General features: G+C 52.8%; 26 protein-coding genes. 13 read left to right on the plus strand and 13 right to left on the minus strand.

From position 1 onward, the window contains the following. Positions 1 to 58: 58 nt before the first annotated feature. Positions 59 to 538 (minus strand): MarR family winged helix-turn-helix transcriptional regulator, encoded by a 480-nt coding sequence (locus L3068_RS12925; RefSeq protein ID WP_014884107.1) that lies wholly within the window; start codon positions 536 to 538, stop codon positions 59 to 61. A 155-nt stretch (positions 539 to 693) separates the two neighbouring features. Between L3068_RS12925 and L3068_RS12930 the strand changes: the two genes are divergently transcribed. Both L3068_RS12930 and L3068_RS12935 read left to right on the plus strand, forming a co-directional pair. Beyond that, positions 694 to 1515, plus strand: coding sequence for an alpha/beta fold hydrolase (locus L3068_RS12930; protein WP_014884108.1), 822 nt, complete (start codon positions 694 to 696; stop codon positions 1513 to 1515). 76 nt (positions 1516 to 1591) lie between these two features. Next, complete coding sequence (locus tag L3068_RS12935; protein WP_023338391.1) at positions 1592 to 2359, plus strand: alpha/beta fold hydrolase; 768 nt, start codon at positions 1592 to 1594, stop codon at positions 2357 to 2359. 256 nt (positions 2360 to 2615) lie between these two features. Here L3068_RS12935 and L3068_RS12940 read toward each other — a convergent pair whose 3' ends face one another. Together L3068_RS12940 and L3068_RS12945 are read right to left on the minus strand one after the other, a co-directional pair. After that, complete coding sequence (locus tag L3068_RS12940; protein ID WP_117580303.1) at positions 2616 to 3635, minus strand: NADP-dependent oxidoreductase; 1020 nt, start codon at positions 3633 to 3635, stop codon at positions 2616 to 2618. Positions 3636 to 3734: 99 nt separating this feature from the next. After that, positions 3735 to 4514, minus strand: a complete 780-nt coding sequence (locus L3068_RS12945; RefSeq protein ID WP_023338393.1) for an SDR family NAD(P)-dependent oxidoreductase — start codon at positions 4512 to 4514, stop codon at positions 3735 to 3737. Positions 4515 to 4751: 237 nt separating this feature from the next. Here L3068_RS12945 and L3068_RS12950 point away from each other — a divergent pair, with 237 nt between their 5' ends. The 4 genes from L3068_RS12950 (at position 4752) to L3068_RS12965 (ending at position 7383) form a co-directional block, all read left to right on the plus strand. After that, on the plus strand, positions 4752 to 5300 hold the full coding sequence (locus L3068_RS12950) for a TetR/AcrR family transcriptional regulator (RefSeq protein WP_023330563.1): 549 nt from the start codon (positions 4752 to 4754) through the stop codon (positions 5298 to 5300). A 177-nt stretch (positions 5301 to 5477) separates the two neighbouring features. After that, positions 5478 to 6689, plus strand: coding sequence for a selenium metabolism membrane protein YedE/FdhT (gene yedE, locus L3068_RS12955; RefSeq protein WP_045135469.1), 1212 nt, complete (start codon positions 5478 to 5480; stop codon positions 6687 to 6689). After that, the gene (gene yedF / locus L3068_RS12960; RefSeq protein ID WP_014884113.1) at positions 6686 to 6919 is read left to right on the plus strand and encodes a sulfurtransferase-like selenium metabolism protein YedF; all 234 of its coding nucleotides are present in this window, start codon (positions 6686 to 6688) and stop codon (positions 6917 to 6919) included. The genes yedE and yedF overlap by 4 nt, the downstream gene beginning before the upstream one ends. Positions 6920 to 7044: 125 nt before the next feature. Then, complete coding sequence (locus tag L3068_RS12965) at positions 7045 to 7383, plus strand: hypothetical protein (protein ID WP_117580307.1); 339 nt, start codon at positions 7045 to 7047, stop codon at positions 7381 to 7383. A 46-nt stretch (positions 7384 to 7429) separates the two neighbouring features. Here L3068_RS12965 and ompW read toward each other — a convergent pair whose 3' ends face one another. Next, positions 7430 to 8062, minus strand: a complete 633-nt coding sequence (gene ompW, locus L3068_RS12970; protein ID WP_014884115.1) for an outer membrane protein OmpW — start codon at positions 8060 to 8062, stop codon at positions 7430 to 7432. A 281-nt stretch (positions 8063 to 8343) separates the two neighbouring features. On the opposite strand from ompW, the gene L3068_RS12975 reads away from it, so the two are divergent. The 4 genes from L3068_RS12975 to yciA all read left to right on the plus strand — a co-directional run bounded on the left by L3068_RS12975 (position 8344) and on the right by yciA (position 10614). After that, positions 8344 to 8748, plus strand: a complete 405-nt coding sequence (locus L3068_RS12975) for a YkgJ family cysteine cluster protein (RefSeq protein ID WP_014884116.1) — start codon at positions 8344 to 8346, stop codon at positions 8746 to 8748. Between the two features lie 25 nt (positions 8749 to 8773). Next, positions 8774 to 9517, plus strand: coding sequence for a YciC family protein (locus L3068_RS12980; RefSeq protein ID WP_014884117.1), 744 nt, complete (start codon positions 8774 to 8776; stop codon positions 9515 to 9517). 57 nt (positions 9518 to 9574) lie between these two features. Beyond that, on the plus strand, positions 9575 to 10114 hold the full coding sequence (locus L3068_RS12985) for a septation protein A (RefSeq protein WP_117580311.1): 540 nt from the start codon (positions 9575 to 9577) through the stop codon (positions 10112 to 10114). Between the two features lie 104 nt (positions 10115 to 10218). Then, the gene (yciA, locus tag L3068_RS12990; RefSeq protein ID WP_008502796.1) at positions 10219 to 10614 is read left to right on the plus strand and encodes an acyl-CoA thioester hydrolase YciA; all 396 of its coding nucleotides are present in this window, start codon (positions 10219 to 10221) and stop codon (positions 10612 to 10614) included. A 36-nt stretch (positions 10615 to 10650) separates the two neighbouring features. On the opposite strand, the gene tonB is transcribed toward yciA, so the two are convergent. After that, complete coding sequence (gene tonB / locus L3068_RS12995; protein ID WP_050862653.1) at positions 10651 to 11373, minus strand: TonB system transport protein TonB; 723 nt, start codon at positions 11371 to 11373, stop codon at positions 10651 to 10653. Positions 11374 to 11595: 222 nt separating this feature from the next. On the opposite strand from tonB, the gene L3068_RS13000 reads away from it, so the two are divergent. Continuing rightward, positions 11596 to 11892 (plus strand): YciI family protein, encoded by a 297-nt coding sequence (locus L3068_RS13000; protein WP_023330569.1) that lies wholly within the window; start codon positions 11596 to 11598, stop codon positions 11890 to 11892. Between the two features lie 35 nt (positions 11893 to 11927). Here the strand turns inward: L3068_RS13000 and leuE are convergent, their stop codons facing one another. Both leuE and L3068_RS13010 read right to left on the minus strand, forming a co-directional pair. Beyond that, the gene (leuE, locus tag L3068_RS13005; RefSeq protein ID WP_014884157.1) at positions 11928 to 12563 is read right to left on the minus strand and encodes a leucine efflux protein LeuE; all 636 of its coding nucleotides are present in this window, start codon (positions 12561 to 12563) and stop codon (positions 11928 to 11930) included. Positions 12564 to 12669: 106 nt separating this feature from the next. Continuing rightward, positions 12670 to 12843: a YciY family protein gene (locus tag L3068_RS13010; protein ID WP_017384232.1), complete on the minus strand. Its 174-nt coding sequence runs from the start codon at positions 12841 to 12843 to the stop codon at positions 12670 to 12672. A gap of 144 nt (positions 12844 to 12987) precedes the next feature. Between L3068_RS13010 and cls the strand changes: the two genes are divergently transcribed. Continuing rightward, on the plus strand, positions 12988 to 14448 hold the full coding sequence (gene cls, locus L3068_RS13015) for a cardiolipin synthase (RefSeq protein ID WP_008502791.1): 1461 nt from the start codon (positions 12988 to 12990) through the stop codon (positions 14446 to 14448). Positions 14449 to 14481: 33 nt separating this feature from the next. Then, positions 14482 to 14811, plus strand: a complete 330-nt coding sequence (locus L3068_RS13020) for an HI1450 family dsDNA-mimic protein (RefSeq protein WP_003856748.1) — start codon at positions 14482 to 14484, stop codon at positions 14809 to 14811. Between the two features lie 34 nt (positions 14812 to 14845). Here L3068_RS13020 and L3068_RS13025 read toward each other — a convergent pair whose 3' ends face one another. From L3068_RS13025 to oppA, 6 genes are all read right to left on the minus strand, one after another. Further along, the gene (locus L3068_RS13025) at positions 14846 to 15712 is read right to left on the minus strand and encodes an ion transporter (protein ID WP_050862652.1); all 867 of its coding nucleotides are present in this window, start codon (positions 15710 to 15712) and stop codon (positions 14846 to 14848) included. Between the two features lie 14 nt (positions 15713 to 15726). Next, positions 15727 to 16731, minus strand: coding sequence for a murein tripeptide/oligopeptide ABC transporter ATP-binding protein OppF (oppF, locus tag L3068_RS13030; protein WP_014884159.1), 1005 nt, complete (start codon positions 16729 to 16731; stop codon positions 15727 to 15729). Continuing rightward, the gene (locus L3068_RS13035) at positions 16728 to 17741 is read right to left on the minus strand and encodes an ABC transporter ATP-binding protein (RefSeq protein ID WP_117580372.1); all 1014 of its coding nucleotides are present in this window, start codon (positions 17739 to 17741) and stop codon (positions 16728 to 16730) included. Before L3068_RS13035 ends, oppF begins: the two co-directional genes overlap by 4 nt. An 11-nt stretch (positions 17742 to 17752) precedes the next feature. Next, on the minus strand, positions 17753 to 18661 hold the full coding sequence (gene oppC, locus L3068_RS13040) for an oligopeptide ABC transporter permease OppC (RefSeq protein ID WP_014884161.1): 909 nt from the start codon (positions 18659 to 18661) through the stop codon (positions 17753 to 17755). A gap of 12 nt (positions 18662 to 18673) precedes the next feature. Next, positions 18674 to 19594, minus strand: a complete 921-nt coding sequence (gene oppB / locus L3068_RS13045) for an oligopeptide ABC transporter permease OppB (RefSeq protein WP_014884162.1) — start codon at positions 19592 to 19594, stop codon at positions 18674 to 18676. 83 nt (positions 19595 to 19677) lie between these two features. Continuing rightward, positions 19678 to 21309, minus strand: a complete 1632-nt coding sequence (gene oppA / locus L3068_RS13050; protein WP_023330572.1) for an oligopeptide ABC transporter substrate-binding protein OppA — start codon at positions 21307 to 21309, stop codon at positions 19678 to 19680. Between the last annotated feature and the right edge of the window lie 344 nt (positions 21310 to 21653).

The following is a 21653-nucleotide window of genomic DNA, read 5'->3' on the forward strand; positions in this document are numbered from 1 at the left end:
AATTCAGTGTTTCATAGAGCGTACGAATGGACAGTATGTCTCTGCCCGAATGACCCCATCAGGCCAGGTCATTGGCGTCCGGTTTCTGCGCACGGTGGATCTTGTCACGGATCTTATCGACTGATGCTTTGATGTCAGCAATGATGTCGGCGTCCATCCCCAGGGTATCCACAATACAGCGCGTGATAGTGCTGGTCTCGCTTTTCAGCGCCTCCCCCTTCTCCGTCAGGTGGATAAGCACTTCGCGCTCATCCTTCGGATTACGTGTCCGGGTGATCAACCCCGCAGTCTCCAGCCGCTTCAGTAAAGGGGTCAACGTGCTGGACTCAAGAAAAAGAATTCCACTCAGTTCCTTCACTGTTCGCCCATCCTGATTCCACAAGGTAACCATCACCAGATACTGGGGATAGGTCAGGCCAAGCTTATCAAGCATGGGACGATAGAGCTGAGTAAAAGCATGTCCCGCAGAGTAAAGAGAGAAACAGAGCATACCGTGCACATCTGGCAGGGAATCCTCGGAATTAGTGTGTTTAGTCATATGTCCTCCAGTTCCCTTAAAATAATTTGCATACGATTTAATTGCAAGCGATTGACAAAGGCAAAAAGGGCTGCCATATTCATTTGCACACAAACAAATCGCACACAAACAAATCGCACACAAACAAATAACGCAACACATAACAGGAGTACAAAATGACAACTTTCATCACCAAAGACGGAACAGGCATTTTTTACAAAGACTGGGGTTCAGGTCAGCCTATCCTCTTCGCTCACGGATGGCCGTTATCGTCTGATGCCTGGGATCAGCAAATGCTGTTTTTCAGCCAGAATGGTTTCCGGGTCATCGCGCATGACCGTCGCAGCCATGGGCGTTCAGACCAGACTTTCCACGGCAACAATATGGATCAGTATGCGGACGATCTCGCTGAGCTGATTGAGTCGCTGGATCTGAAGGATCTGATTTTAGTGGGTCACTCCACAGGGGGCGGCGAAGTTGCACATTATATCGGCCGTCATGGTACCTCACGCGTGGCTAAAGTCGTTCTGGTCGGCGCAGTCCCTCCTCTTATGCTCCGGACGGATGCCAATCCAGACGGTACTTCGATTGAGGTGTTTGATGCTATCCGCGAAGGCACGGCCAAAAACCGCTCACAGTTTTACTTTGACCTGACAATTCCGTTCTATGGCTTTAACCGTGACCATGTCCCCACCAATGACGGGTTACGGGAAAACTTCCGCAGAATTGGCCTGCAGGGCGGCATTAAAGGGCAATATGACTGCATCCATGAGTTCTCTGAAGTCGATTACACACGCGACCTGCAGCAGATTGATCGCCCTACGCTGATTATTCATGGCGACGATGACCAGATTGTCCCCATTAAGGCATCCGCACACCGCGCCGCTGAGATCGTTGCGAATGCGACGCTGACGATATATGCCGGCGGTTCACATGGACTGGCGGAGACAGAGGCCGATCGCTTTAACGCTGACGTACTGGCCTTTATTCGCGGCTAACCAGGTGGCCTGTTTCAGACAGGCCACAATCCCCCCTACGCATACCCTTTAAACTGTATTGAAAAGAGGAATGATCATGTCCAAATTTGCTGCCTCCCTTGCCGTTGCCGCCGTTCTGCTGTCTGCCAGCGCAATCGCCGAAACCGCTAAGCCGACCGTTGTCCTGGTTCATGGTGCCTTTGCCGACTCTTCTAGCTGGAATGGCGTTACCCGGATCCTGCAAAAGGATGGATACAATGTCGTTGCTGCCGCGAATCCGCTGCGCAGTGTTTCGGGTGATGCGGCTTACGTCTCTTCTGTGGTGAACAACATTAAGGGGCCGGTCGTCCTTGTCGGGCATTCCTATGGTGGCCAGGTTATTACGAACGCGGCCCGTGATACAAATAATGTCAAATCGCTGGTTTATGTCGCCGCATTTGCTCCGGACGCGGGTGAAGCCGCGGCCGACCTGGCAGGGAAATTCCCTGGCGGCACGCTTGGCCAGGCGCTTGCCACACCGGTGAAGCTGGCTGATGGTAGCGTCGATCTCTCCATCGATCGGGCGAAGTTCCACCAGCAATTCGCGCATGACGTTTCAGCTGAAGAGGCGGCGCTGATGGCCGCAGGGCAAAGACCGATTACCGAAGCGGCTTTAACTGAAAAATCGGGTGTGCCAGCCTGGAAAAAACTGCCCTCTTACTTCATTTACGGTGACGGCGACAAGAATATCCCCGCCCAGGGTTTGCGATTCATGGCTGAACGCGCGGGATCAAAACACACCGTTGTGATTAAAGGCGCATCCCATGTCGTGATGGTTTCACATCCACAGGATGTCGCCACACTTATCGAGGAAGCGGCGAAGTAAACATCACTCTCCTGCCCCGAAAGCCCCCCCTCGCCTGAGGGGTGGCCATATCCGTAATGCGCAGGTTTTAATCCCGCGCAGAGTACAACGTATATTGGGTTCATCCTTCCCCCGACTCACCAAAACGTAGCGAAATATCCACGCCTTCAGTGACAAGGTCCGGCAGCATAGGGGGCGGCAATGCGCAGGGTTCCACTCAGCGCATCACCATTATCTGTGGTCCGCCGCTGCAACGGCGCTCAAGCCTTCGTAGCTATCACCCATGAACTTTAACGACGACTTTCCCCTTTGCATGCCCGCGAGCCAGATAGGTGAAGGCGTCGCTCGTTTGGGCAAAGGGGTAAACCTTGTCGATTACGGGCTTGATGAGTTCAGCGTCCATGAGTTCACCGATTTGGCTGAGCTGGCTGCCATCAGGGCGAACAAAGAGAAACGAATAGGTCAAACCTCGCTTTTTTGACAGCCGCATGATTTTGCGGCTCATCAGCCCTAATACGAAACGCAGGAAAACATTAAGGTGTCGTTCCCGCGCGAAAGCAGCATCTAACGGCCCGATCAGGGAAATAATTTTCCCTCCCGGCTTAAGGATTTGCGTGGATTTCTCAATCGCGTCACCTCTGACAGTACCGAGGACAATATCGTAGCCGCTCAGCACTTTTTCGAATTCCTGCTTTCTATAGTCAACGACGTCATCTGCACCAAGGCGGCTCACCCAGTCAATGTTGGCTGCGCTGGTGGTCGTCCCAACCGTTGCACCAAAGTGTTTCGCCAGCTGGATAGCAAAACTGCCGATTCCACCGGATCCGGCAGGGATAAATACTTTCTGCCCCGCTCGCAGCATCGCGCGTTCTGTCAGCGCTTGCCAGGAGGTGAGACTGACCATAGGAAGTGACGCGGCCTGTACGAAATCCAGACTGGCGGGTTTTAACGCCGCAAGGCTTTCTGGCACCCGGACAAATTCGGCCAGCGCCCCCGTTCCCCTGTCAAAAATACTGGCGAAAATCTCGTCGCCTGCCTTGAATCGCGTCACGCGACGTCCTGTGGCAACGACAACGCCGGACACATCACTGCCCAAGGTCGCGGGGAGACTGAAATGCAGAACGCGTTTGAACATGCCGGTCGGGATCATGTTATCGATTGGGTTCAGACCTACTGCATACACTTTGACCAGAATTTCATCATCACCGGGGGACGGAAAATCGACGTCATCGATCCCCAGTCCCGGGGATTTACCATAGCGTTTAAACGTAAACGCTTTCATCGTCTTCTTATTCATTTGTCTTTTACTCTGCCGGGTTTGCCTGTGGCATGTTTCTTAACAACGCTGTTGCTGAGTGAAAAAACGATACTCAGTCCTATGCCGAATCCCCCGTGACTAGACTTTGTAGCGCTCTGCCACGTTAGCCTGGTTGATGTCCGCCAGCAGAGCCTGACGCGTCCTCTCCATGTCATCCCAGTGGGCAGCGTGTTGTAAAGGAGGGATGGTGACGAGTTCGCGACGGTCAAAGCCCGCCAGGGCTGCGTCAACTAACTGATCCACTTCCATCATCTCGGGCGCCTTACTGATATCAATGCCGGCACGTTCCCAGATTTCGGTGTAAGTGCCGGCCGGAAGTACCGCCTGGACGTAAACGCCTGCGGAGGACAGCTCAAGATGCAATCCCTGCGACAAGAAAAGCACAAAGGCTTTGGTTGCACCGTAAATCGACATGCCAAATTCCGGGGCAAGCCCAACGACTGAACTGATATTGACGATCGCACCTTCTCCGGCGTTGACAAACCTTGGTGCCGCGGCACTGGCAAGTCTCGTCAGCGCGGTGACATTCAGGGCGATAAGACGCTCAATTGCCTCGGACGTCTGGCCGATAAAATGGCCCGACTGTGCGATGCCGGCGTTATTGATCAGCACCCCTATTTTTTCGTCTTCACGAAGACGCGTTTCCACCGTCGCTAACTCCGCTGCCTGAGTGAGATCGGCAGGCAGGACATCTACAGAAACGCCCTTCTCCTGTCTCAGACGTTCGGCAAGTGCGTCTAATTTTGTTTTATCCCGGGCAACCAGAATCAGGTCATGTCCACGGCTTGCAAACCTTTCCGCATAAACAGCACCAATACCCGTCGATGCGCCTGTAATGAGAACTGAAGTTTTCGTCATGTGTGATCTTCTTTATCAAATGTTAAACACAATCTGCACCGTTCGATGCAGGTAAATCCGGGAGATATCCGGCTCTCTTTGCTGATCTCAGCCAGACTGACAGAGCGTGCCTTTCTCTGCGAAGCGCTGTCGGAGATACGGATTTAATGATGATGATCATAATCTATAAAGTCAACTGGTTTGATTATGGTCATCATCAATGTATAATTGAGCCTTGTTTTATAGGGGGTGGGCAGCATGAAAGTGTCAAAAGAGCAGGTCCGGGAGAACCGGATGCGCATAGTTGAAACGGCATCCGAACTTTTTCGTGAACGCGGCTATGACGGCGTGGGCGTGGCGGAGCTGATGTCTGCTGCGGGTTTAACCCACGGCGGGTTTTATAAGCACTTTGGTTCGAAGGCCGACCTGATGTCAGAGGCCATGAATTGCGGGTTTGTGCATGCCGCGGAAAACCTGGCGGGTGTAGATCGAGACAAATTCATTGAATATTACCTCTCCCGGCAGCATCGCGATGATATGGCCGGAGGTTGCGTGATGTCTGCCCTGGGCACGGACACCGCACGCCAGTCTGAGTCAATCAAAGAGACATTTGCAGCCGGGGTTGAACGTCAGCTGGCAATGTTAAGCGACGAAAATGTCTCACGTGCTGACCTGATAAACACCTTTGCACATCTTGTCGGGGCTCTGGTGTTGTCCCGTGCCTGCCCGGATAATTCCGCGCTGGCTGACGAAATTCTGGATGTCTGCCGCTCTCGCATTCTGAGTAAGGCTCCGCGAAAGGAATGAATATTTTGCAGCCGGGGGTGTGATTGCCGGGAAATAACCGGAAGATTTAATGACGGAGGTCATAAAAAATGACGCTATCCCGGAGAGTAGGTTTGGAGAGGTTTTAGAGTAAGCCAAAAAGTTATATATTCCGGCCCGTTAAATCCAAATACACCTTCTGAGTTCAGAGGCTTACTCATGTCATGGCAATACTTCAAACAGACTTATTTAGTTAAGTTCTGGTCACCTGTTCCGGCCGTTATCGCGGCAGGCATTCTCTCTACTTATTATTTCGGCATTACCGGTACCTTCTGGGCCGTGACCGGCGAGTTTACCCGCTGGGGTGGTCAACTTCTGCAACTCGCTGGCGTGCATGCCGAAGAGTGGGGCTACTTTAAACTCATTCACCTGGACGGTACTCCGCTTACCCGCATCGACGGAATGATGATCATCGGAATGTTCGGCGGCTGTTTCGCGGCGGCGCTGTGGGCAAATAACGTCAAGTTGCGCATGCCCAAAAGCCGCATCCGCATTATGCAGGCGGTCGGCGGCGGGATTATTGCCGGGTTTGGTGCTCGCCTGGCGATGGGCTGTAACCTTGCCGCGTTCTTCACGGGTATTCCGCAATTTTCACTGCATGCCTGGTTCTTTGCCGTCGCCACCGCGATTGGCTCTTACTTCGGTGCAAAATTCACCCTGCTGCCGCTGTTCCGTATTCCGGTAAAAATGACCAAAGTTAGCGCGGCGTCGCCGCTGACCCAGAAGCCGGACCAGGCGAAACGCCGTTTTCGCCTCGGTATGCTGGTCTTTTTTGCCATGATCGCGTGGGCAATCTGCACAGCGCTGAATCAACCGAAACTCGGCCTGGCGATGTTGTTCGGCGTAGGGTTCGGTCTGCTGATCGAACGCGCGCAGATCTGCTTTACCTCTGCGTTTCGCGATATGTGGATCACCGGACGAACCATGATGGCAAAAGCGATCATTGCCGGTATGGCGGTGAGCGCCATCGGCATTTTCAGCTATGTACAACTCGGTGTTGAACCGAAAATCATGTGGGCCGGTCCTAACGCGGTGATTGGTGGCCTGCTGTTTGGCTTCGGAATTGTGCTGGCAGGCGGGTGTGAAACCGGCTGGATGTATCGCGCCGTCGAAGGCCAGGTGCATTACTGGTGGGTCGGCCTTGGTAATGTCATTGGTTCAACCATTCTGGCGTACTACTGGGATGATGTCTCACCTGTACTCGCAACAAACTGGGATAAGGTCAATCTGTTGAGCACCTTCGGTCCGCTCGGCGGCCTGCTGGTAACCTATGCCTTGCTGCTGGTCGCTTTTTTACTGGTTGTCGCGCAGGAGAAACGTTTCTTCCGTCGCACCACCGCTAAACCTGAAACGCAGGAGAACGCCGCATGAAAGAGATCGTGCCTGATTATCGACTGGATATGATCGGCGAACCTTGCCCTTATCCGGCAGTGGCTACCCTTGAAGCGCTACCGCAGCTCAAAAAAGGGGAAATTCTGGAGGTGGTGAGCGACTGCCCGCAATCCATTAACAACATTCCGCTGGATGCTAAAAACCATGGCTACACGGTGCTGGATATTCAGCAGGACGGGCCAACAATCCGCTATTTGATTCAAAAATGAACGTTCAGGCCTCGTCAGAGGCCTTTATCGCATTGAATTATAAGACCTCTTGATCGAGGGCAAAGCCGCCGCATCTGACTTAAGTAAAATCTCATATCCATTTTGAAGGAGGTTTTCGCAGTTTGATGTATTTACGAGCTTTAGTGGTTTTCGCCTTATTGATTCCCTTTCACGTGCTGTCCCTGAATTACTCTTCCACCTTCCTGCGCCTTAACTGTCCGGAAAGAGGACTTGTCGAGGTTATTCTGCACGTTTACGACCATACGCAGGAGCGGTGGCGTGGCCAGTTTGAAACCGGCGCAGGGCACAAGCGCGCGGGTGACACCGAAATGATCCCCTTTGCTAACGGCGATATTCTTTTCCATTCGGTGTCCAGCGACGCATTTAGCTATTTATATGATGGGGAAACGAAACTCAGGCACTGCGTAAAACTTGACGAGCGGCCGGTTTATCCGTCGTTTTGAAGGCTGCAAAAGCAAACTGGCCACGTGGTGGCCAGTTTGAGGGGGATTAGAAGCGATAACCTGCAGAGAACATAAACACCCACGGATCGAGGCGAGTATTGATACTTTGCTGCTCACCGCCCGCTTTAAAGCGTACGTCTGTATCAATGTCCATGTACCAGACTGAGGCGTTGATCAGCCAGTCACGGTTAATCAGGTAATCCAGACCCACCTGTCCCGCCATACCCCATGAATCTTTCAGGCTGAGGTCAGTCAGACCGGCCTCTTTACCGGTATCGTTAAATTTCTCATCGAAGAAGGTGGTGTAGTTTACACCGGCGCCAATATACGGACGCACCTTGCTGCTGGCATCGCCAAAGTACCATTGCGCCATCAGCGTTGGCGGTAAATGGTGAACGGTGGCGATATCACCGGTTGCCCCCAGACCGACGCGATGACGGAACGGCGTTGCCGCCAGAAGCTCGACACCAATGTTATCCGTCGCCATATAAGTGAACGTTAAGCCTAACTGGGTGTTATTACTGACGTTAAAACCGCCCATACCCAGCACGTTATCAGAGCCCTCAGTTGGGCGAACCGTGGCCGAACCGGCACGAATAAAGAATTCACCTGCTTCGTGCGCGTACGCGCCGCCAGAGAGACTGCTTAATACAAGGGCTGCCACCGCTAATTTTTTCATATCCGCTCCATCGTTGTGGTTTTAATCGCGGGTGAGAATATACTCACAAATGAGTAATAAGTGATCTGCCACAGATCACATTAAAACCAGTAAGTTAACATTCATTGATCTGGGTTAATTTTTTGTGGCGCTTTGAAAGGCAGCAAGTTGTTTCCATGTCAATTTTTGGCATTTCACAGTTACAAAATTTTCTCTTTTCCCCCTCTTGCTCTTCCTCAGGCGGCTGGCTAATTTATCGCTCTCACAAATTGATTTGATGCGTTCTTTTTTGCAGGTGTGCCATGAGTGAAGTTAACCCGTGCATGACGTGCGGAGCCTGTTGTGCGTATTTTCGAGTCTCTTTCTACTGGGCCGAGGCCAGCGATGGCGGCGGTACCGTTCCGGTTCATCTCACTGAGCCGTTAACCCCTTTTCTGCGCTGTATGCGCGGCACGAACCAAAAACAAGCCCGCTGCGTCGCGCTACAGGGTGAACCCGGGGTCTCAACCCGGTGTTCCATCTATGAGGATCGCCCCAGCCCCTGCCGGGAATTTGCTATGTCGGGGGAAGACGGGCAGGTCAACGACGCCTGTAATCGCGCCCGCGCACGGGTCGGATTACCGCCGCTTTACAAAGATATGCTTTTCCATACAAGCCTTGATGCTGCCACAGCAGGTGCATCCGGTGTACAATTGCCGGCTAATTAACACCTGCAATACTCAAGGAGAGTGCATGTCTATCACGGCGAAGTCTGTCTACCGTGACACGGGAAACTTTTTCCGCAATCAGTTCATAACTTTTTTACTGATCGCGTTGCTTTGCGCCTTTATCACTGTGGTGCTGGGCCATGCCTTCTCACCGAGTGATGAACAGATTGCCAGCCTGAGCCAGGGTGACAATCTGGCAGGAAGCGTCGGGTTGTTTGAACTGGTGCAAAACATGACGCCAGAGCAGCAGCAAATCCTGCTGCGGGCTTCAGCCGCATCGACGTTCTCTGGTCTCATTGGTAATGCGATTCTGGCGGGCGGCGTTCTCCTGATGATTCAGCTGGTGTCAGCGGGCCATCGGGTCAGTGCCTTACGCGCGATTGGTGCCAGTGCCCCCGTTTTACCGAAGCTGTTTATCCTGATCTTCTTAACCACCCTGCTGGTGCAGATGGGGATTATGCTGGTCGTGGTGCCGGGCGTGTTGCTGGCTATCGTGCTCTCTTTTGCCCCGATCATGATCGTGCAGGACAAAATGGGGATTTTTACCGCAATGCGCAGCAGCATCAGGCTCGCATGGGCGAATATGCGTCTGGTGGCCCCTGCCGTGATCGGCTGGCTGCTTGCGAAAACGCTTCTGCTCCTGTTTGCGCCAAATTTTGCGGTTTTAACGCCTAATGTTGGCGCGGTAGTCGCGAATACGCTGAGCAACCTGATTTCAGCGGTACTGCTGGTCTATCTGTTCCGCCTGTATATGTTAATTCGTCAGTAATCCTGATGCCGGGAGCATGACCCGCTTCCCGGCTCAACAGAGAGATGGAATCACAGAATGAAGCAGTTTCTTGATTTTTTACCGCTCGTGGTCTTTTTCGCGTTTTATAAGCTGTATGACATCTATGCTGCGACCACTGCGCTGATTATCGCGACCGCGGTTGTGCTGATCTACAGCTGGGTACGTTATCGTAAAGTTGAAAAAATGGCGCTGGTCACGTTCGTGCTGGTCGCTGTTTTCGGCGGGCTGACCCTGTTCTTCCACAATGATGAATTCATCAAGTGGAAGGTCACGGTGATATACGCGCTGTTTGCAGGCGCATTGTTAATCAGCCAGTGGATTATGAAAAAACCGCTTATTCAGCGCATGCTGGGTAAAGAGCTGACGCTGCCGCAGCAGGTCTGGTCCCGACTGAATATCGCCTGGGCGGTGTTCTTTATTCTTTGCGGTCTTGCCAATATCTACATTGCCTTCTGGTTGCCGCAAAACATTTGGGTCAACTTTAAGGTCTTCGGCCTGACCGCCCTGACGCTGATTTTCACCCTGCTCAGCGGCGTTTACATCTATCGACATATGCCGCAGGACGATAAGCACTAACTGCTGGTTGACCAGAACGTGTTCGACAGGCGTTCTGGTCTATTCTCTCCGCTGTGAAATCATAGTAGCATCCCGCCTGAAGTCTTCCGTTACGAGTTAAAACAATGACAACAACTAACGCCCCTCAGGGCGAACTGGTTTTACGCACACTGGCAATGCCCGCTGACACCAATGCCAATGGCGATATTTTTGGCGGCTGGCTGATGTCGCAAATGGATATGGGCGGCGCAATTCTGGCAAAAGAGATAGCTCACGGACGCGTGGTAACCGTGAGGGTCGATGGAATGACCTTCCTGCGCCCGGTAGCGGTAGGTGACGTGGTGTGCTGTTACGCGCGCTGCGTCAAGCGCGGCAATACCTCCATCTCTATCAACATTGAAGTCTGGGTGAAGAAGGTCTCTTCAGAACCGATTGGACAGCGCTATAAAGCTACTGAAGCACTGTTTATTTATGTGGCAGTGGATAGCGAGGGTAAACCTCGTCAGCTTCCGCAGGCCTGATTATCTGACAAAAAAGCCTCCATCCGGAGGCTTTTTTTATTCCATCTGCGCCCCGCCGTTCAGGCGGAAGACAATGTTCACGATCAGTCCGCTACCCGGTTTACCGGCTTCGTAGCGCCATCTGCGCATCGCCGATTTCACTTCGCGTTCAAACATATTAGAAGGCTGAGCGGACAAGATTTGCACGTTATCAACGCGGCCATCTGCGGTAACGTCAAATTTCACCCGCACGCGGCCTTCAATACGTAAAGCCTGCGCTCGCGCCGGATACTGAGGCTGGTTTCGGCTCAGTGCTCGCGGGCCCGCTGGCGCGGCAACCGTTGGTTTTGGTGCCGGTGCGGAGTTGTTCATTACCGGACGTGAAGGTGCGGCATTCTCAACCGTCTGGGTCGCACGTGGCTCAACCGGACGTTCTTCGCGTTTCGGACGCTCCTCGACCTTCTTCACCGGCTTTGGCTTCGGCTTAGGTTTGGGCTTCGGTTCAGGTTTATGGATCACCACCGGTGCTTCCTTCGGTGGCGCCGGAACAGGCTCGGGTTCTGGCTCCGGTTCAGCAACCGGCTGTGGCGGTGGCGGCGCGACCTGCGGCGGCTCGAGATCCGCTGGCGATACCATGGTCACCGAAATCGGCTGCGCGGGTGCGGGCATTTCAATAACCTGATGAACCGAGGTATAGAGCAAACCCGCCACGACAGCACCGTGAATCACGACGGAGAGCAGCGTCGGCCAGGGAAAGCGGCGAGGTAAATCAAGGGTCATCGAAGTCATAGTCATCAACGTTAAAAAATCGAACCCTGATTTTAAATGCAAATAGCAATCATATTCAATAAGACACTTTGTTCTGGCGCAATTTAAGCGTCAATGTGGCCAAAAAAGGGGCATTCAGATCAGGGTATTAACATTGTTTTTATCTTTACATTGCAGTCAGTTGCCCTTTCACATAACGTAACTGACACTTTAAAACGCTTAAGGAGCTTCACCGTGCTTTACGTGATTTACTCTGAAGATGTCGCTGATTCACTTGAGAAACGCCAGTCTGTCCGCCCTGCTCACCTGGCACGCTTACAGCTGCTACAGGATGAAGGCCGTTTGCTGACCGCTGGCCCAATGCCTGCTGTCGACAGCAACGATCCGGGTGCAGCCGGTTTTTCGGGCTCCACGGTTATTGCAGAGTTTGAATCTCTGGAAGCGGCACAGGCCTGGGCTGACGCAGACCCTTACGTTGCGGCGGGCGTGTATGCGAAGGTGACGGTGCGACCGTATAAGAAAGTGTTCTGATGTAATAAAGGCTCCCTCAGGAGCCTTTCTTCACATCAATGCAGGGACGCTAACCGCGCCGCAAATCCGACAAACAGCAGCCCTATCAGCCCGTTCCCCAGCTTTGCCAGTTTCTTTTTGGTTTTCAGATAACGCGTGACAAACGCACCGGAGAAGATCAGGAAGCTCATGTACATAAAGCTAATCAACTCAAGCGTGGTGGCGAGGATCAGGAAAGAGGTCCCGGTATTTTGTGCATTCACGTCAATAAACTGCACAAAGAACGAAACGTAGAACAGAATAGCTTTTGGATTCGTCAGGCTCAGTACCAGGGCACGTTTCATGATCATACTGGCAGGTTCAGTTCCGCTCTCATGAGCATGATTCTGACGGTTAATCACCGACCAGAGCATTTTGCCGCCCAGCCAGAGTAAATAGAAAGCACCCAGATAGCGTACGATATTAAACAGTACAGGCGTGGTCTGGATTAAAGCCGCGACACCGGCCCAGGCGAGAAACATCAGAACCGCATCGCCGATAAACACACCTGTGGCGGCAAGATAGCCTTTTTTAACGCCGTGACCGATCCCGGTCTTCAGCACAAACAGGGTATTCGGGCCCGGCACCAGCACAATAAAAAATGCGCCAACAACATACGTCCAGAAATTCAGTACGCCAAACTCCGCAAACACCTCTCCCTCCTTTTGCTAAACATCACCGGAATATCGCAGCAATAACGATATTCTCTAAATAAGACACTATAAAATCAGCGGGCACCTTGCGGTGCCCTCAGGGTTTTCAGATATCCTGGACGGCGAACAGCAACGCGTTGCGGTGCCTGTTCAATCCACATTTTCTGATGGCGTGGATACGCATATTGCGGCGGGATTGTGCTTCCAGCCAACGAGCCTTACGACGACTCACCTGTCGCAACATGCGCCAGCGCCCTACTTCTGTTCTACTGCGCTTCATGTCTACAACTCTTTCTCAAACAGATCCGCCATTATAAACCCAACCCGGCAGCAAACCAGCGCTTTTACCTGGCGTTTTTATTTGCCAGATGAATCCTGATGCGTACACTCATAACAATACGCTTTCAAAAGGATTTTTTTAACCATGACAACCTTCTACACCGTGGTGAGTTGGCTGGTCATTTTGGGATACTGGCTGTTAATCGCGGGTGTGACATTACGCATCCTGATGAAGCGCAGAGCCGTACCCTCTGCCATGGCCTGGCTTCTGATCATTTACATCCTCCCGCTGGTGGGAATTATTGCCTATCTCTCTTTCGGTGAGCTTCATCTGGGTAAACGCCGGGCCGAGCGGGCGCGTGCCATGTGGCCTTCCACCGCGAAGTGGCTTAACGATCTTAAAGCCTGCAAACATATCTTTGCCGAGGAGAACAGCAGCGTCGCCTCCTCGCTGTTTAAACTCTGCGAACGGCGTCAGGGGATTGGCGGCGTTAAGGGTAACCAGCTCCAGCTTCTGACCTCCTCCGATGATGTGATGCAGGCGTTGATCCGCGATATCCAGCTTGCTCGCCATAACATTGAGATGGTGTTTTATATCTGGCAGCCCGGCGGCATGGCCGACCAGGTCGCTGAATCTCTGATGGCGGCTGCGCGTCGGGGGATCCACTGCCGTCTGATGCTGGACTCCGCAGGCAGCGTGGCGTTTTTCCGCAGCCCCTGGGCTGGCATGATGCGTAATGCCGGTATCGAAGTGGTTGAGGCGCTAAAAGTAAATCTCCTGCGCGTCTTCCTGCGCCGGATGGATCTTCGCCAGCACCGTAAAATGATCATGATTGATAATTATATTGCCTACACCGGCAGTATGAACATGGTTGACCCGCGCTTCTTTAAACAGGACTCTGGCGTCGGGCAATGGGTGGATCTGATGGCACGAATGGAGGGGCCGATTGCCACCTCGATGGGAATCGTGTACTCCTGCGACTGGGAGATAGAGACCGGCAAGCGTATTCTGCCGCCGCCGCCAGATGGCAACATCATGCCGTTTGAAGAGGCCAGCGGTCATACTATTCATACCATTGCCTCCGGGCCGGGCTTCCCGGAAGACCTAATTCATCAGGCGCTGCTGACGGCTACCTACTCCGCGCGTGAATATTTGATCATGACGACGCCCTACTTCGTCCCCAGCGATGACCTGCTGCACGCGATCTGTACCGCAGCGCAGCGCGGTGTCGATGTGAGTATCATTTTGCCCCGCAAAAATGACTCGCTTCTGGTGGGCTGGGCCAGCCGCGCTTTCTTTAGCGAACTGCTGGCCGCCGGGGTGAAAATCTACCAGTTTGAAGGCGGGCTGCTGCACACCAAGAGCGTGCTTGTCGACGGTGAATTAAGCCTGGTGGGCACGGTAAACCTCGATATGCGCAGCCTGTGGCTGAACTTTGAAATCACCCTGGTGATTGATGACGCCGGATTTGGCGGTGACCTGGCGGCGGTGCAGGATGATTATATCTCCCGCTCGCGGCTGCTGGATGCCAGACTCTGGGTAAAACGCCCGCTGTGGCAGAGAATAGCTGAACGACTGTTTTACTTCTTTAGTCCGTTGCTGTAAAACGTGCCCATCGATGTTAAACAGGTAGTCATCATGGAAATGGATCTGAACAATCGCCTGACCGAAGACGAAACGCTCGAGCAGGCTTATGACATTTTTCTCGAACTGGCGGTTGATAACCTCGATCCCGCGGACGTGATCCTCTTTAATCTGCAGTTCGAAGAGCGCGGCGGTGCCGAATTGTTCGACCCTGCAGAAGACTGGGCTGAACATGTGGATTTCGACCTGAATCCTGACTTCTTTGCCGAAGTGGTGATTGGGCTGGCTGACGAAGATGGTGGGGAAATTAACGACATTTTCGCTCGCGTCCTGCTCTGCCGGGAGAAAGACCACAAGCTGTGCCATATTCTCTGGCGCGAATAATAAAAAAGGCTGCGATGGCAGCCTTTTTTATTTACTACGGTAACTCGCTCCCACAGCGGTTGCAAAACCGCGCGCTCTGCTCATGTTCGCCCTGATGACAGCGCGGACATTTACGCTGCGCTTTGTGGCTTTGAAATGCACTGCTCATGTGCGTGGTAATTAACCCCGTCGGGATAGCAATCACCGAATACCCAATCAGAATGAGCACAGATGCCACTATGCGCCCCAGCGGCGTATGGGGTGTGATATCACCGTACCCCACGGTCGTCACGGTCACGATGGCCCAGTAGACGGAGGCGTTGAGCGTTGTGAAGCCGTATTTGGGCCCTTCTATCAAATACATCAGCGCGCCGAAAACAATCATCACAATGGCAATAAACGAGTAAAACAGAATAAGCTGATGTCGTGCGCTAACGATGGCACTCCAGAATACGCGCAGCGACGGCATAAAACGCAGCAATTTAAGAATTCGCAATACGCGAATCACGCGCATGGCGCGCCAGGCGAAAACATAGTTGAGACTGATTTCTGGCCATAGCCACATGACATAGAGCGGCAGGATCGTCGCTAAATCGATAAAACCCCAGAAGCTGAATACGTACTTTGCCGGATTGGGCCAGCAAACGACCCGCAGAATATACTCAGCGGTAAAGACCAGGGTGATCGCCAGTTCAAGCCAGACAAAGGCATGCCATTCATCAAAAGTCAGGTGATATTGTGTCCCGACACCGGATTCAATAAAGATGACAATGACGCTAAGTAACGCAAACAGCGCGCAGAGTCCCTCAAAACGGCGTCCCGATACCGTTTCTGGATCGAATAAAAGATGATAGAGCCGTCGACGGGCTGAAGTGAATAAACGCGACACGGTAACCTCGCAATAAATAAGGGCTGACATCATGTCAGCCCTTGCGATTATAACGGGTCTACTTTCAGGCAGGAAACCGCATGTCGGAAACTGCCTTCCAGAACCGGTCGTGTTTTCGCACATTCCGGCCCGGCCATCGGGCAGCGCGTACGGAAAACGCAACCTGACGGAGGGTTAATTGGTGAAGGCAATTCTCCTTCCAGAAGCTGGATCGTTTTATTTTTCTCCAGATCGGGATCGGGGATGGGTACTGCAGACATCAGTGCTTTGGTGTAAGGGTGCAGCGGATTGTGGTACACCTCATCATACGTGCCCAGCTCCACGGCATGACCCAGATACATCACCAGTACACGGTCAGAAATGTGTTTTACGACGGCCAGATCGTGCGCAATGAAGATCAGCGACAGCCCCATCTCGCGCTGCAGCTTCTGCAGCAGGTTAACCACCTGCGCCTGAATGGAAACGTCCAGCGCGGAAACCGGTTCATCACAGATAATCAGCTTCGGCTCAAGGATCAGCGCACGCGCAATACCAATACGCTGACACTGACCGCCGGAGAATTCGTGCGGATAACGGTTAATAAGGTTAGGCAACAGCCCCACTTTCAGCATCATCGCCTTTACGCGGTCACGGACTTCCTGACGCGGCATCTTAGGATGATAGGTGCGCAGCGGCTCGGCAATAATCTCTCCGATGGTCATACGCGGGTTAAGTGATGCCAGCGGATCCTGGAAAATCATCTGGATGTCGCTTCGCACATCGCGCCACTCGTCGGGCTTCATCCCCAGCAGGTCTTTACCCAGCCACGCTACTTTTCCGTCGGTAGCTTTGACCAGGCCGATAATGGCACGTGCGAAAGTGGATTTCCCACAGCCGGACTCGCCCACGACCCCCAGGGTCTCCCCCTCGTACAGACGCAGGGTGACGCCATCGACCGCTTTTAGGGTTTTCGGCGGCTGCCAGAACCACTGTTTACCGTCCTTAATGTCGAAATGCACTTTAAGGTCAGCGATTTCGAGCAGCACATTGCGTTTTTCATCTAATGCGTTCATACCAGCTCCTCCTGCGGCTTAAAGCAGGCGCGCAGACGGCCTGGTGCAAATGCTTCCAGCGGCGGTGCGCTGTTGCAGATTTCCATCGCATGCGGACAGCGCGGCTGGAACGGACAGCCTTTTGGCAGACGCAGCAGGTTTGGCGGGTTGCCCGGAATGGTGAGCAGGGATTCCCCTTCCGCATCAAGCCGCGGCACCGCGTTCAGCAGGCCAATGGAGTATGGATGGGCAGGCTGATAGAACACGTCACGCGCTTTGCCGTATTCCATCGTACGACCGGCATACATCACCAGTACTTTGTCACAGATACCGGCAACAACACCCAGATCGTGGGTAATCATGATAATCGCCGTGTTGAACTCACGCTTAAGCTCGTTCAGCAGGGTCATGATTTGCGCCTGAACGGTAACGTCCAGTGCGGTAGTCGGTTCATCGGCAATCAGCAGTTTTGGCCGGCACAGCAACGCCATAGCAATCATCACGCGCTGACGCATACCGCCGGAGAATTCATGCGGAAACATGCGCATGCGCTTACGCGCTTCCGGCATTTTTACCGCATCCAGCATTTTGACGGATTCCTCAAACGCTTCCGCTTTCCCCAGACCTTTATGCAGCATCAGGACTTCCATCAGCTGCTCACCGACGCGCATATAAGGGTTCAGCGAGGTCATTGGGTCCTGGAAAATCATCGAGATCTGCTCGGCACGCAGCTTGTTCAGCTCGTGCTCCGGCAGGTTGAGGATTTCGCGACCATTGAATTTTGCGGAACCACCAATCACACCGTTAGATGCCAGCAGGCCCATCAACGCAAAGGCGGTCTGGGATTTTCCGGAGCCGGATTCACCGACAATCCCCAGCGTTTCACCCGCGCTCAGGTTGAAGTTGAGATCGTTGACGGCGGTAACATCCCCGTCAGGGGTTTTAAAGGTCACACGGAGGTCTGTTACGTCCAGCAGAAGATTGCTCTGCTGTTGCGCCTGTGGCGCAGTGGCCGTTTCAATAATTGTCATGACGGCGCTCCTTAACGGTCTTTCGGGTCGAGGGCATCACGCAGGCCATCGCCGATAAAGTTGAAACAAAACAGTGTGACCACCAGGAAACCCGCCGGGTAGAGCAACAGCCACGGTGACACTTCCATCGAGTTTGCACCATCGCTCAACAGCGCGCCCCAGCTGCTCAGTGGTTCCTGCGTACCCAGCCCCAGGAAGCTGAGGAAGGATTCAAACAGGATCATGCTTGGCACCAGCAGTGAGGCATAGACCACAACCACCCCCAGCACGTTAGGAACAATATGGCGAACCACGATATTTCGGGTAGATACGCCACCAACCTGCGCGGCTTCGATAAACTCTTTACGTTTCAGGCTCAGCGTCTGGCCGCGTACGATACGCGCCATATCCAGCCAGGAAACCATCCCGATGGCCACGAAAATCAACAGAATGTTCTGGCCGAAGAAGGTCACCAGCAGAATGACGAAGAACATAAACGGGAAGGAGTTCAGGATTTCCAGCAAACGCATCATCACTGAGTCCACTTTGCCGCCAAGGTAGCCGGAAAGTGAGCCGTAGAGCGTCCCCAGAATTACCGCCACCAGCGCGGCGGCGATACCGACCATCAACGAGATACGCCCACCAATCGCGACGCGCACCAGCAGATCACGGCCGGATGAGTCGGTCCCGAAATAGTGACCGGATTCCATATCCGGCGCGCTGGACATCATGCCCCAGTCCGTATCGAAATAGGTAAATTGCGACAGCATCGGTGCCAGGGTCACAAACAGCGCGATGATCACCAGAACCACCAGACTGGCGACGGCGGCACGGTTGTGCATAAAGCGACGGCGTGCATCCTGCCAGAGACTACGACCTTCCACTTCCAGTTTTTCACTGAAGTTTTCCAGCGCCTCGCTGTTTTTCTTACTCAACATCATGGCGTGCTCCAGTTAGTAACGGATTTTCGGGTCGATGACGGCATACAGCACATCAACGATCGCGTTAAAGAGAATGGTGAGCGCACCAACGAGGATCGTCAGGCTCAGTACCAGCGAATAGTCGCGGTTGAGCGCGCCGTTAACGAACAGCTGACCAATGCCCGGCAGACCGTAGATAGTTTCGATAACCATCGAGCCCGTGATGATCCCAACGAATGCAGGCCCCATATAGGAGAGCACCGGCAGCAGCGCCGGTTTGAGCGCGTGGCGGAAGATAATCCGGCGCATCGGCAGCCCTTTCGCGCGCGCGGTGCGGATGAAGTTCGAATGCAGCACTTCGATCATAGAACCACGGGTAATACGCGCGATACTGGCGATATAGGCCAGAGATAATGCCACCATTGGCAAAATCATGAACTTCAGCGCCCCGCCGTTCCAGCCGCCGCCAGGCAGCCACTTCAGCGTAATGGCAAATATCATCACCAGTAATGGCGCGACAACGAAGCTGGGTATCACTACCCCGGTCATTGCCACCCCCATTACGGCATAATCCCATTTGGTATTTTGTCTGAGCGCGGCGATAACGCCTGCGGTGACCCCGAGAACGACGGCCAGAATGAATGCCGCAGCACCCAGTTTTGCCGAAACCGGAAAGCTGGAGGCCACCAGGTCGTTTACGGAATAGTCTTTATATTTAAATGACGGTCCAAAATCACCGTGCGCCAGCTGCTTCAAATAATTGAAGTATTGGGTAGTGATGGGATCGTTTAAGTGATACTTCGCCTCGATATTCGCCATAACTTCCGGCGGCAGCGTACGTTCACCGGTAAATGGACTTCCCGGTGCGAGACGCATCATAAAGAAGGAAATCGTAATTAGAATAAATAACGTTGGTATCGCTTCTAGACAGCGACGCAGGATAAATTTCAACATTGCCCGTACCTTCTGGCGTGTGCCTGATGAATGTTACAAAGTAGACACAGTGGGGCAAGCCAGGCTCACCCCACGTATTGCCATTAATGCTTGATAATATAAAGATTCTTAACGGAAATATTATCCAACGGGTCTTTACCGGTATAACCCCCTACCCACGGTTTCACCAGACGGGCGTTAACGTAGTAGTAAACCGGTACGATTGCAGAGTCTTTATCGAGCTGCTCTTCAGATTTCGCGTACAATTCTGCGCGTTGCGCATCGTCAGACACTTTCAGCGTATCAGCGATGATCTTGTCGAACGCCGGGCTCTTATAGTGCGCAGTGTTGTTTGAACTGTCGCTGAGCATCGTGTTCAGGAAGGAGGTCGGTTCGTTATAGTCCGCACACCAGCCTGCACGCGCCACGTCGAAGGTCCCCTGATGACGCGTATCGAGGAAGGTTTTCCACTCCTGGTTTTCCAGCTTAACGTTGACGCCCAGGTTTTTCTTCCAGATAGACGCGACGGCGATAGCCAGTTTTTTATGCAGATCTGACGTGTTGTAAAGCAGGTTAAACGTTAATGGCTTATCGGCAGTGTAGCCCGCTTCAGCCAGCAGCTTTTTCGCTTCTTCGTTACGTTTTTCCTGTGACCACTTGAACCATTCAGGCTCAACCAGTTTCATTCCATCGGTATAAGGAGGGGTGTAGCTGTACGCCGGGAGATCGCCCTGGTTTTTCACTTTATTCACGATAATATCGCGATCCAGTGCCAGCTTCAGCGCAGTACGAACGCGTACGTCGGTGAACGGTGCTTTCTGGTTGTTGATTTCGTAGTAATAGGTGCACAGGTATGGGTCGACGTGAACTTCTTTCGGGATCTCTTTTTTCAGCTTCTGGAACAGTTCAATCGGCATGTTGTTATAGGTCATATCGATTTCACCGCTACGGTAGCGGTTAACATCCGTTACTTCAGAAGAGATTGGCAGGTAGGTGACCTGATTAATCACGGTCTTCGCGTTATCCCAGTATTGCGGGTTACGCTCCAGGACCATACGTTCGTTGACCACCCAGTCTTTCAGCTTATAGGCACCGTTGGTCACGATATTGGCAGGTTGCGTCCATTTTTCACCAAATTTTTCCACAGCGGATTTTGGTACCGGGGAAACGGATGGGTGAACCAGCAACTTATAGAAGTACGGAACAGGTTCGCTCAACGTCACTTCAAATGTATTGGCATCGATCGCTTTCACGCCCAGGTCGGTGACCGGCTTTTTACCGGCGATGATGTCATCGATATTGGCGATGTGGCCATATTGCAGATAGCTCGCATACGGAGAGGCGGTATTTGGATTCGCCAGGCGCTGCCAGCTATACACGAAATCTTCGGCGGTAACCGGCGTACCGTCGGACCATTTGGCATCTTTACGCAGATGGAAGGTCCAGACTTTAAAATCTTTATTTTCCCACTTTTCTGCCACACCCGGTGCCGGGTGGCCGTCAACGTCAGTCACCAGCAGACCTTCGAACAGGTCACGGTTAACGTTTGACTCAGGAACACCTTCAATTTTGTGCGGGTCAAGAGACTGAACTTCCGCACCGTTGTTACGCACCAGCGTCTGTTTTTCCGCCAGTTGTACTCCTGCAGGAACGTCCGCAGCCATTGCAGCATTGCCCGCGATTAGCGCAGTTAAAATCCCCGCCGCTACCAGATTTTTTTTTGTGATGATGGACATTGTGTTGGTACTCCACTCATTATAATTACTGGCTTTCGCCAGCTGTCTATTCCCCTGTTGGGGCCTGTACAGCGCAGGAGTTTTTTTTGCTGCTGTCAGGTTCTTCTTTTACTACTTGCTATCACCGACTTTTTTTATTACTGACTGCTCGTATGGCCGTCTTGCGTCGATTCTTCACAGGCCTCCCCTGTTTGAGACCTGAGCTGGATATCTGAGAAGAGAGCTATATGAAAATAATTCTCATCTGATTGTTTTATGCTGCAAAATAATAGGCCGGAAAGTATCAAATGGCGTAAACGCGCGCCAATACATTTTGCAAATTTGTTAAGCAATTCTCTTTTACG

Source organism: Enterobacter cloacae complex sp. ECL414, assembly GCF_021869685.1.
GTDB lineage: Bacteria > Pseudomonadota > Gammaproteobacteria > Enterobacterales > Enterobacteriaceae > Enterobacter > Enterobacter kobei.

Excerpts from the sequence above, each read along its gene's own strand:
- L3068_RS12925 (WP_014884107.1), bottom strand. The coding sequence starts at position 538 with ATGACTAAACACACTAATTCCGAGGATTCCCTGCCAGATGTGCACGGT.
- L3068_RS12930 (WP_014884108.1), top strand. The coding sequence starts at position 694 with ATGACAACTTTCATCACCAAAGACGGAACAGGCATTTTTTACAAAGAC.
- L3068_RS12935 (WP_023338391.1), top strand. The coding sequence starts at position 1,592 with ATGTCCAAATTTGCTGCCTCCCTTGCCGTTGCCGCCGTTCTGCTGTCT.
- L3068_RS12940 (WP_117580303.1), bottom strand. The coding sequence starts at position 3,635 with ATGAATAAGAAGACGATGAAAGCGTTTACGTTTAAACGCTATGGTAAA.
- L3068_RS12945 (WP_023338393.1), bottom strand. The coding sequence starts at position 4,514 with ATGACGAAAACTTCAGTTCTCATTACAGGCGCATCGACGGGTATTGGT.
- L3068_RS12950 (WP_023330563.1), top strand. The coding sequence starts at position 4,752 with ATGAAAGTGTCAAAAGAGCAGGTCCGGGAGAACCGGATGCGCATAGTT.
- yedE (WP_045135469.1), top strand. The coding sequence starts at position 5,478 with ATGTCATGGCAATACTTCAAACAGACTTATTTAGTTAAGTTCTGGTCA.
- yedF (WP_014884113.1), top strand. The coding sequence starts at position 6,686 with ATGAAAGAGATCGTGCCTGATTATCGACTGGATATGATCGGCGAACCT.
- L3068_RS12965 (WP_117580307.1), top strand. The coding sequence starts at position 7,045 with ATGTATTTACGAGCTTTAGTGGTTTTCGCCTTATTGATTCCCTTTCAC.
- ompW (WP_014884115.1), bottom strand. The coding sequence starts at position 8,062 with ATGAAAAAATTAGCGGTGGCAGCCCTTGTATTAAGCAGTCTCTCTGGC.
- L3068_RS12975 (WP_014884116.1), top strand. The coding sequence starts at position 8,344 with ATGAGTGAAGTTAACCCGTGCATGACGTGCGGAGCCTGTTGTGCGTAT.
- L3068_RS12980 (WP_014884117.1), top strand. The coding sequence starts at position 8,774 with ATGTCTATCACGGCGAAGTCTGTCTACCGTGACACGGGAAACTTTTTC.
- L3068_RS12985 (WP_117580311.1), top strand. The coding sequence starts at position 9,575 with ATGAAGCAGTTTCTTGATTTTTTACCGCTCGTGGTCTTTTTCGCGTTT.
- yciA (WP_008502796.1), top strand. The coding sequence starts at position 10,219 with ATGACAACAACTAACGCCCCTCAGGGCGAACTGGTTTTACGCACACTG.
- tonB (WP_050862653.1), bottom strand. The coding sequence starts at position 11,373 with ATGACCCTTGATTTACCTCGCCGCTTTCCCTGGCCGACGCTGCTCTCC.
- L3068_RS13010 (WP_017384232.1), bottom strand. The coding sequence starts at position 12,843 with ATGAAGCGCAGTAGAACAGAAGTAGGGCGCTGGCGCATGTTGCGACAG.
- cls (WP_008502791.1), top strand. The coding sequence starts at position 12,988 with ATGACAACCTTCTACACCGTGGTGAGTTGGCTGGTCATTTTGGGATAC.
- L3068_RS13020 (WP_003856748.1), top strand. The coding sequence starts at position 14,482 with ATGGAAATGGATCTGAACAATCGCCTGACCGAAGACGAAACGCTCGAG.
- L3068_RS13025 (WP_050862652.1), bottom strand. The coding sequence starts at position 15,712 with ATGATGTCAGCCCTTATTTATTGCGAGGTTACCGTGTCGCGTTTATTC.
- oppF (WP_014884159.1), bottom strand. The coding sequence starts at position 16,731 with ATGAACGCATTAGATGAAAAACGCAATGTGCTGCTCGAAATCGCTGAC.
- L3068_RS13035 (WP_117580372.1), bottom strand. The coding sequence starts at position 17,741 with ATGACAATTATTGAAACGGCCACTGCGCCACAGGCGCAACAGCAGAGC.
- oppC (WP_014884161.1), bottom strand. The coding sequence starts at position 18,661 with ATGATGTTGAGTAAGAAAAACAGCGAGGCGCTGGAAAACTTCAGTGAA.
- oppB (WP_014884162.1), bottom strand. The coding sequence starts at position 19,594 with ATGTTGAAATTTATCCTGCGTCGCTGTCTAGAAGCGATACCAACGTTA.
- oppA (WP_023330572.1), bottom strand. The coding sequence starts at position 21,309 with ATGTCCATCATCACAAAAAAAAATCTGGTAGCGGCGGGGATTTTAACT.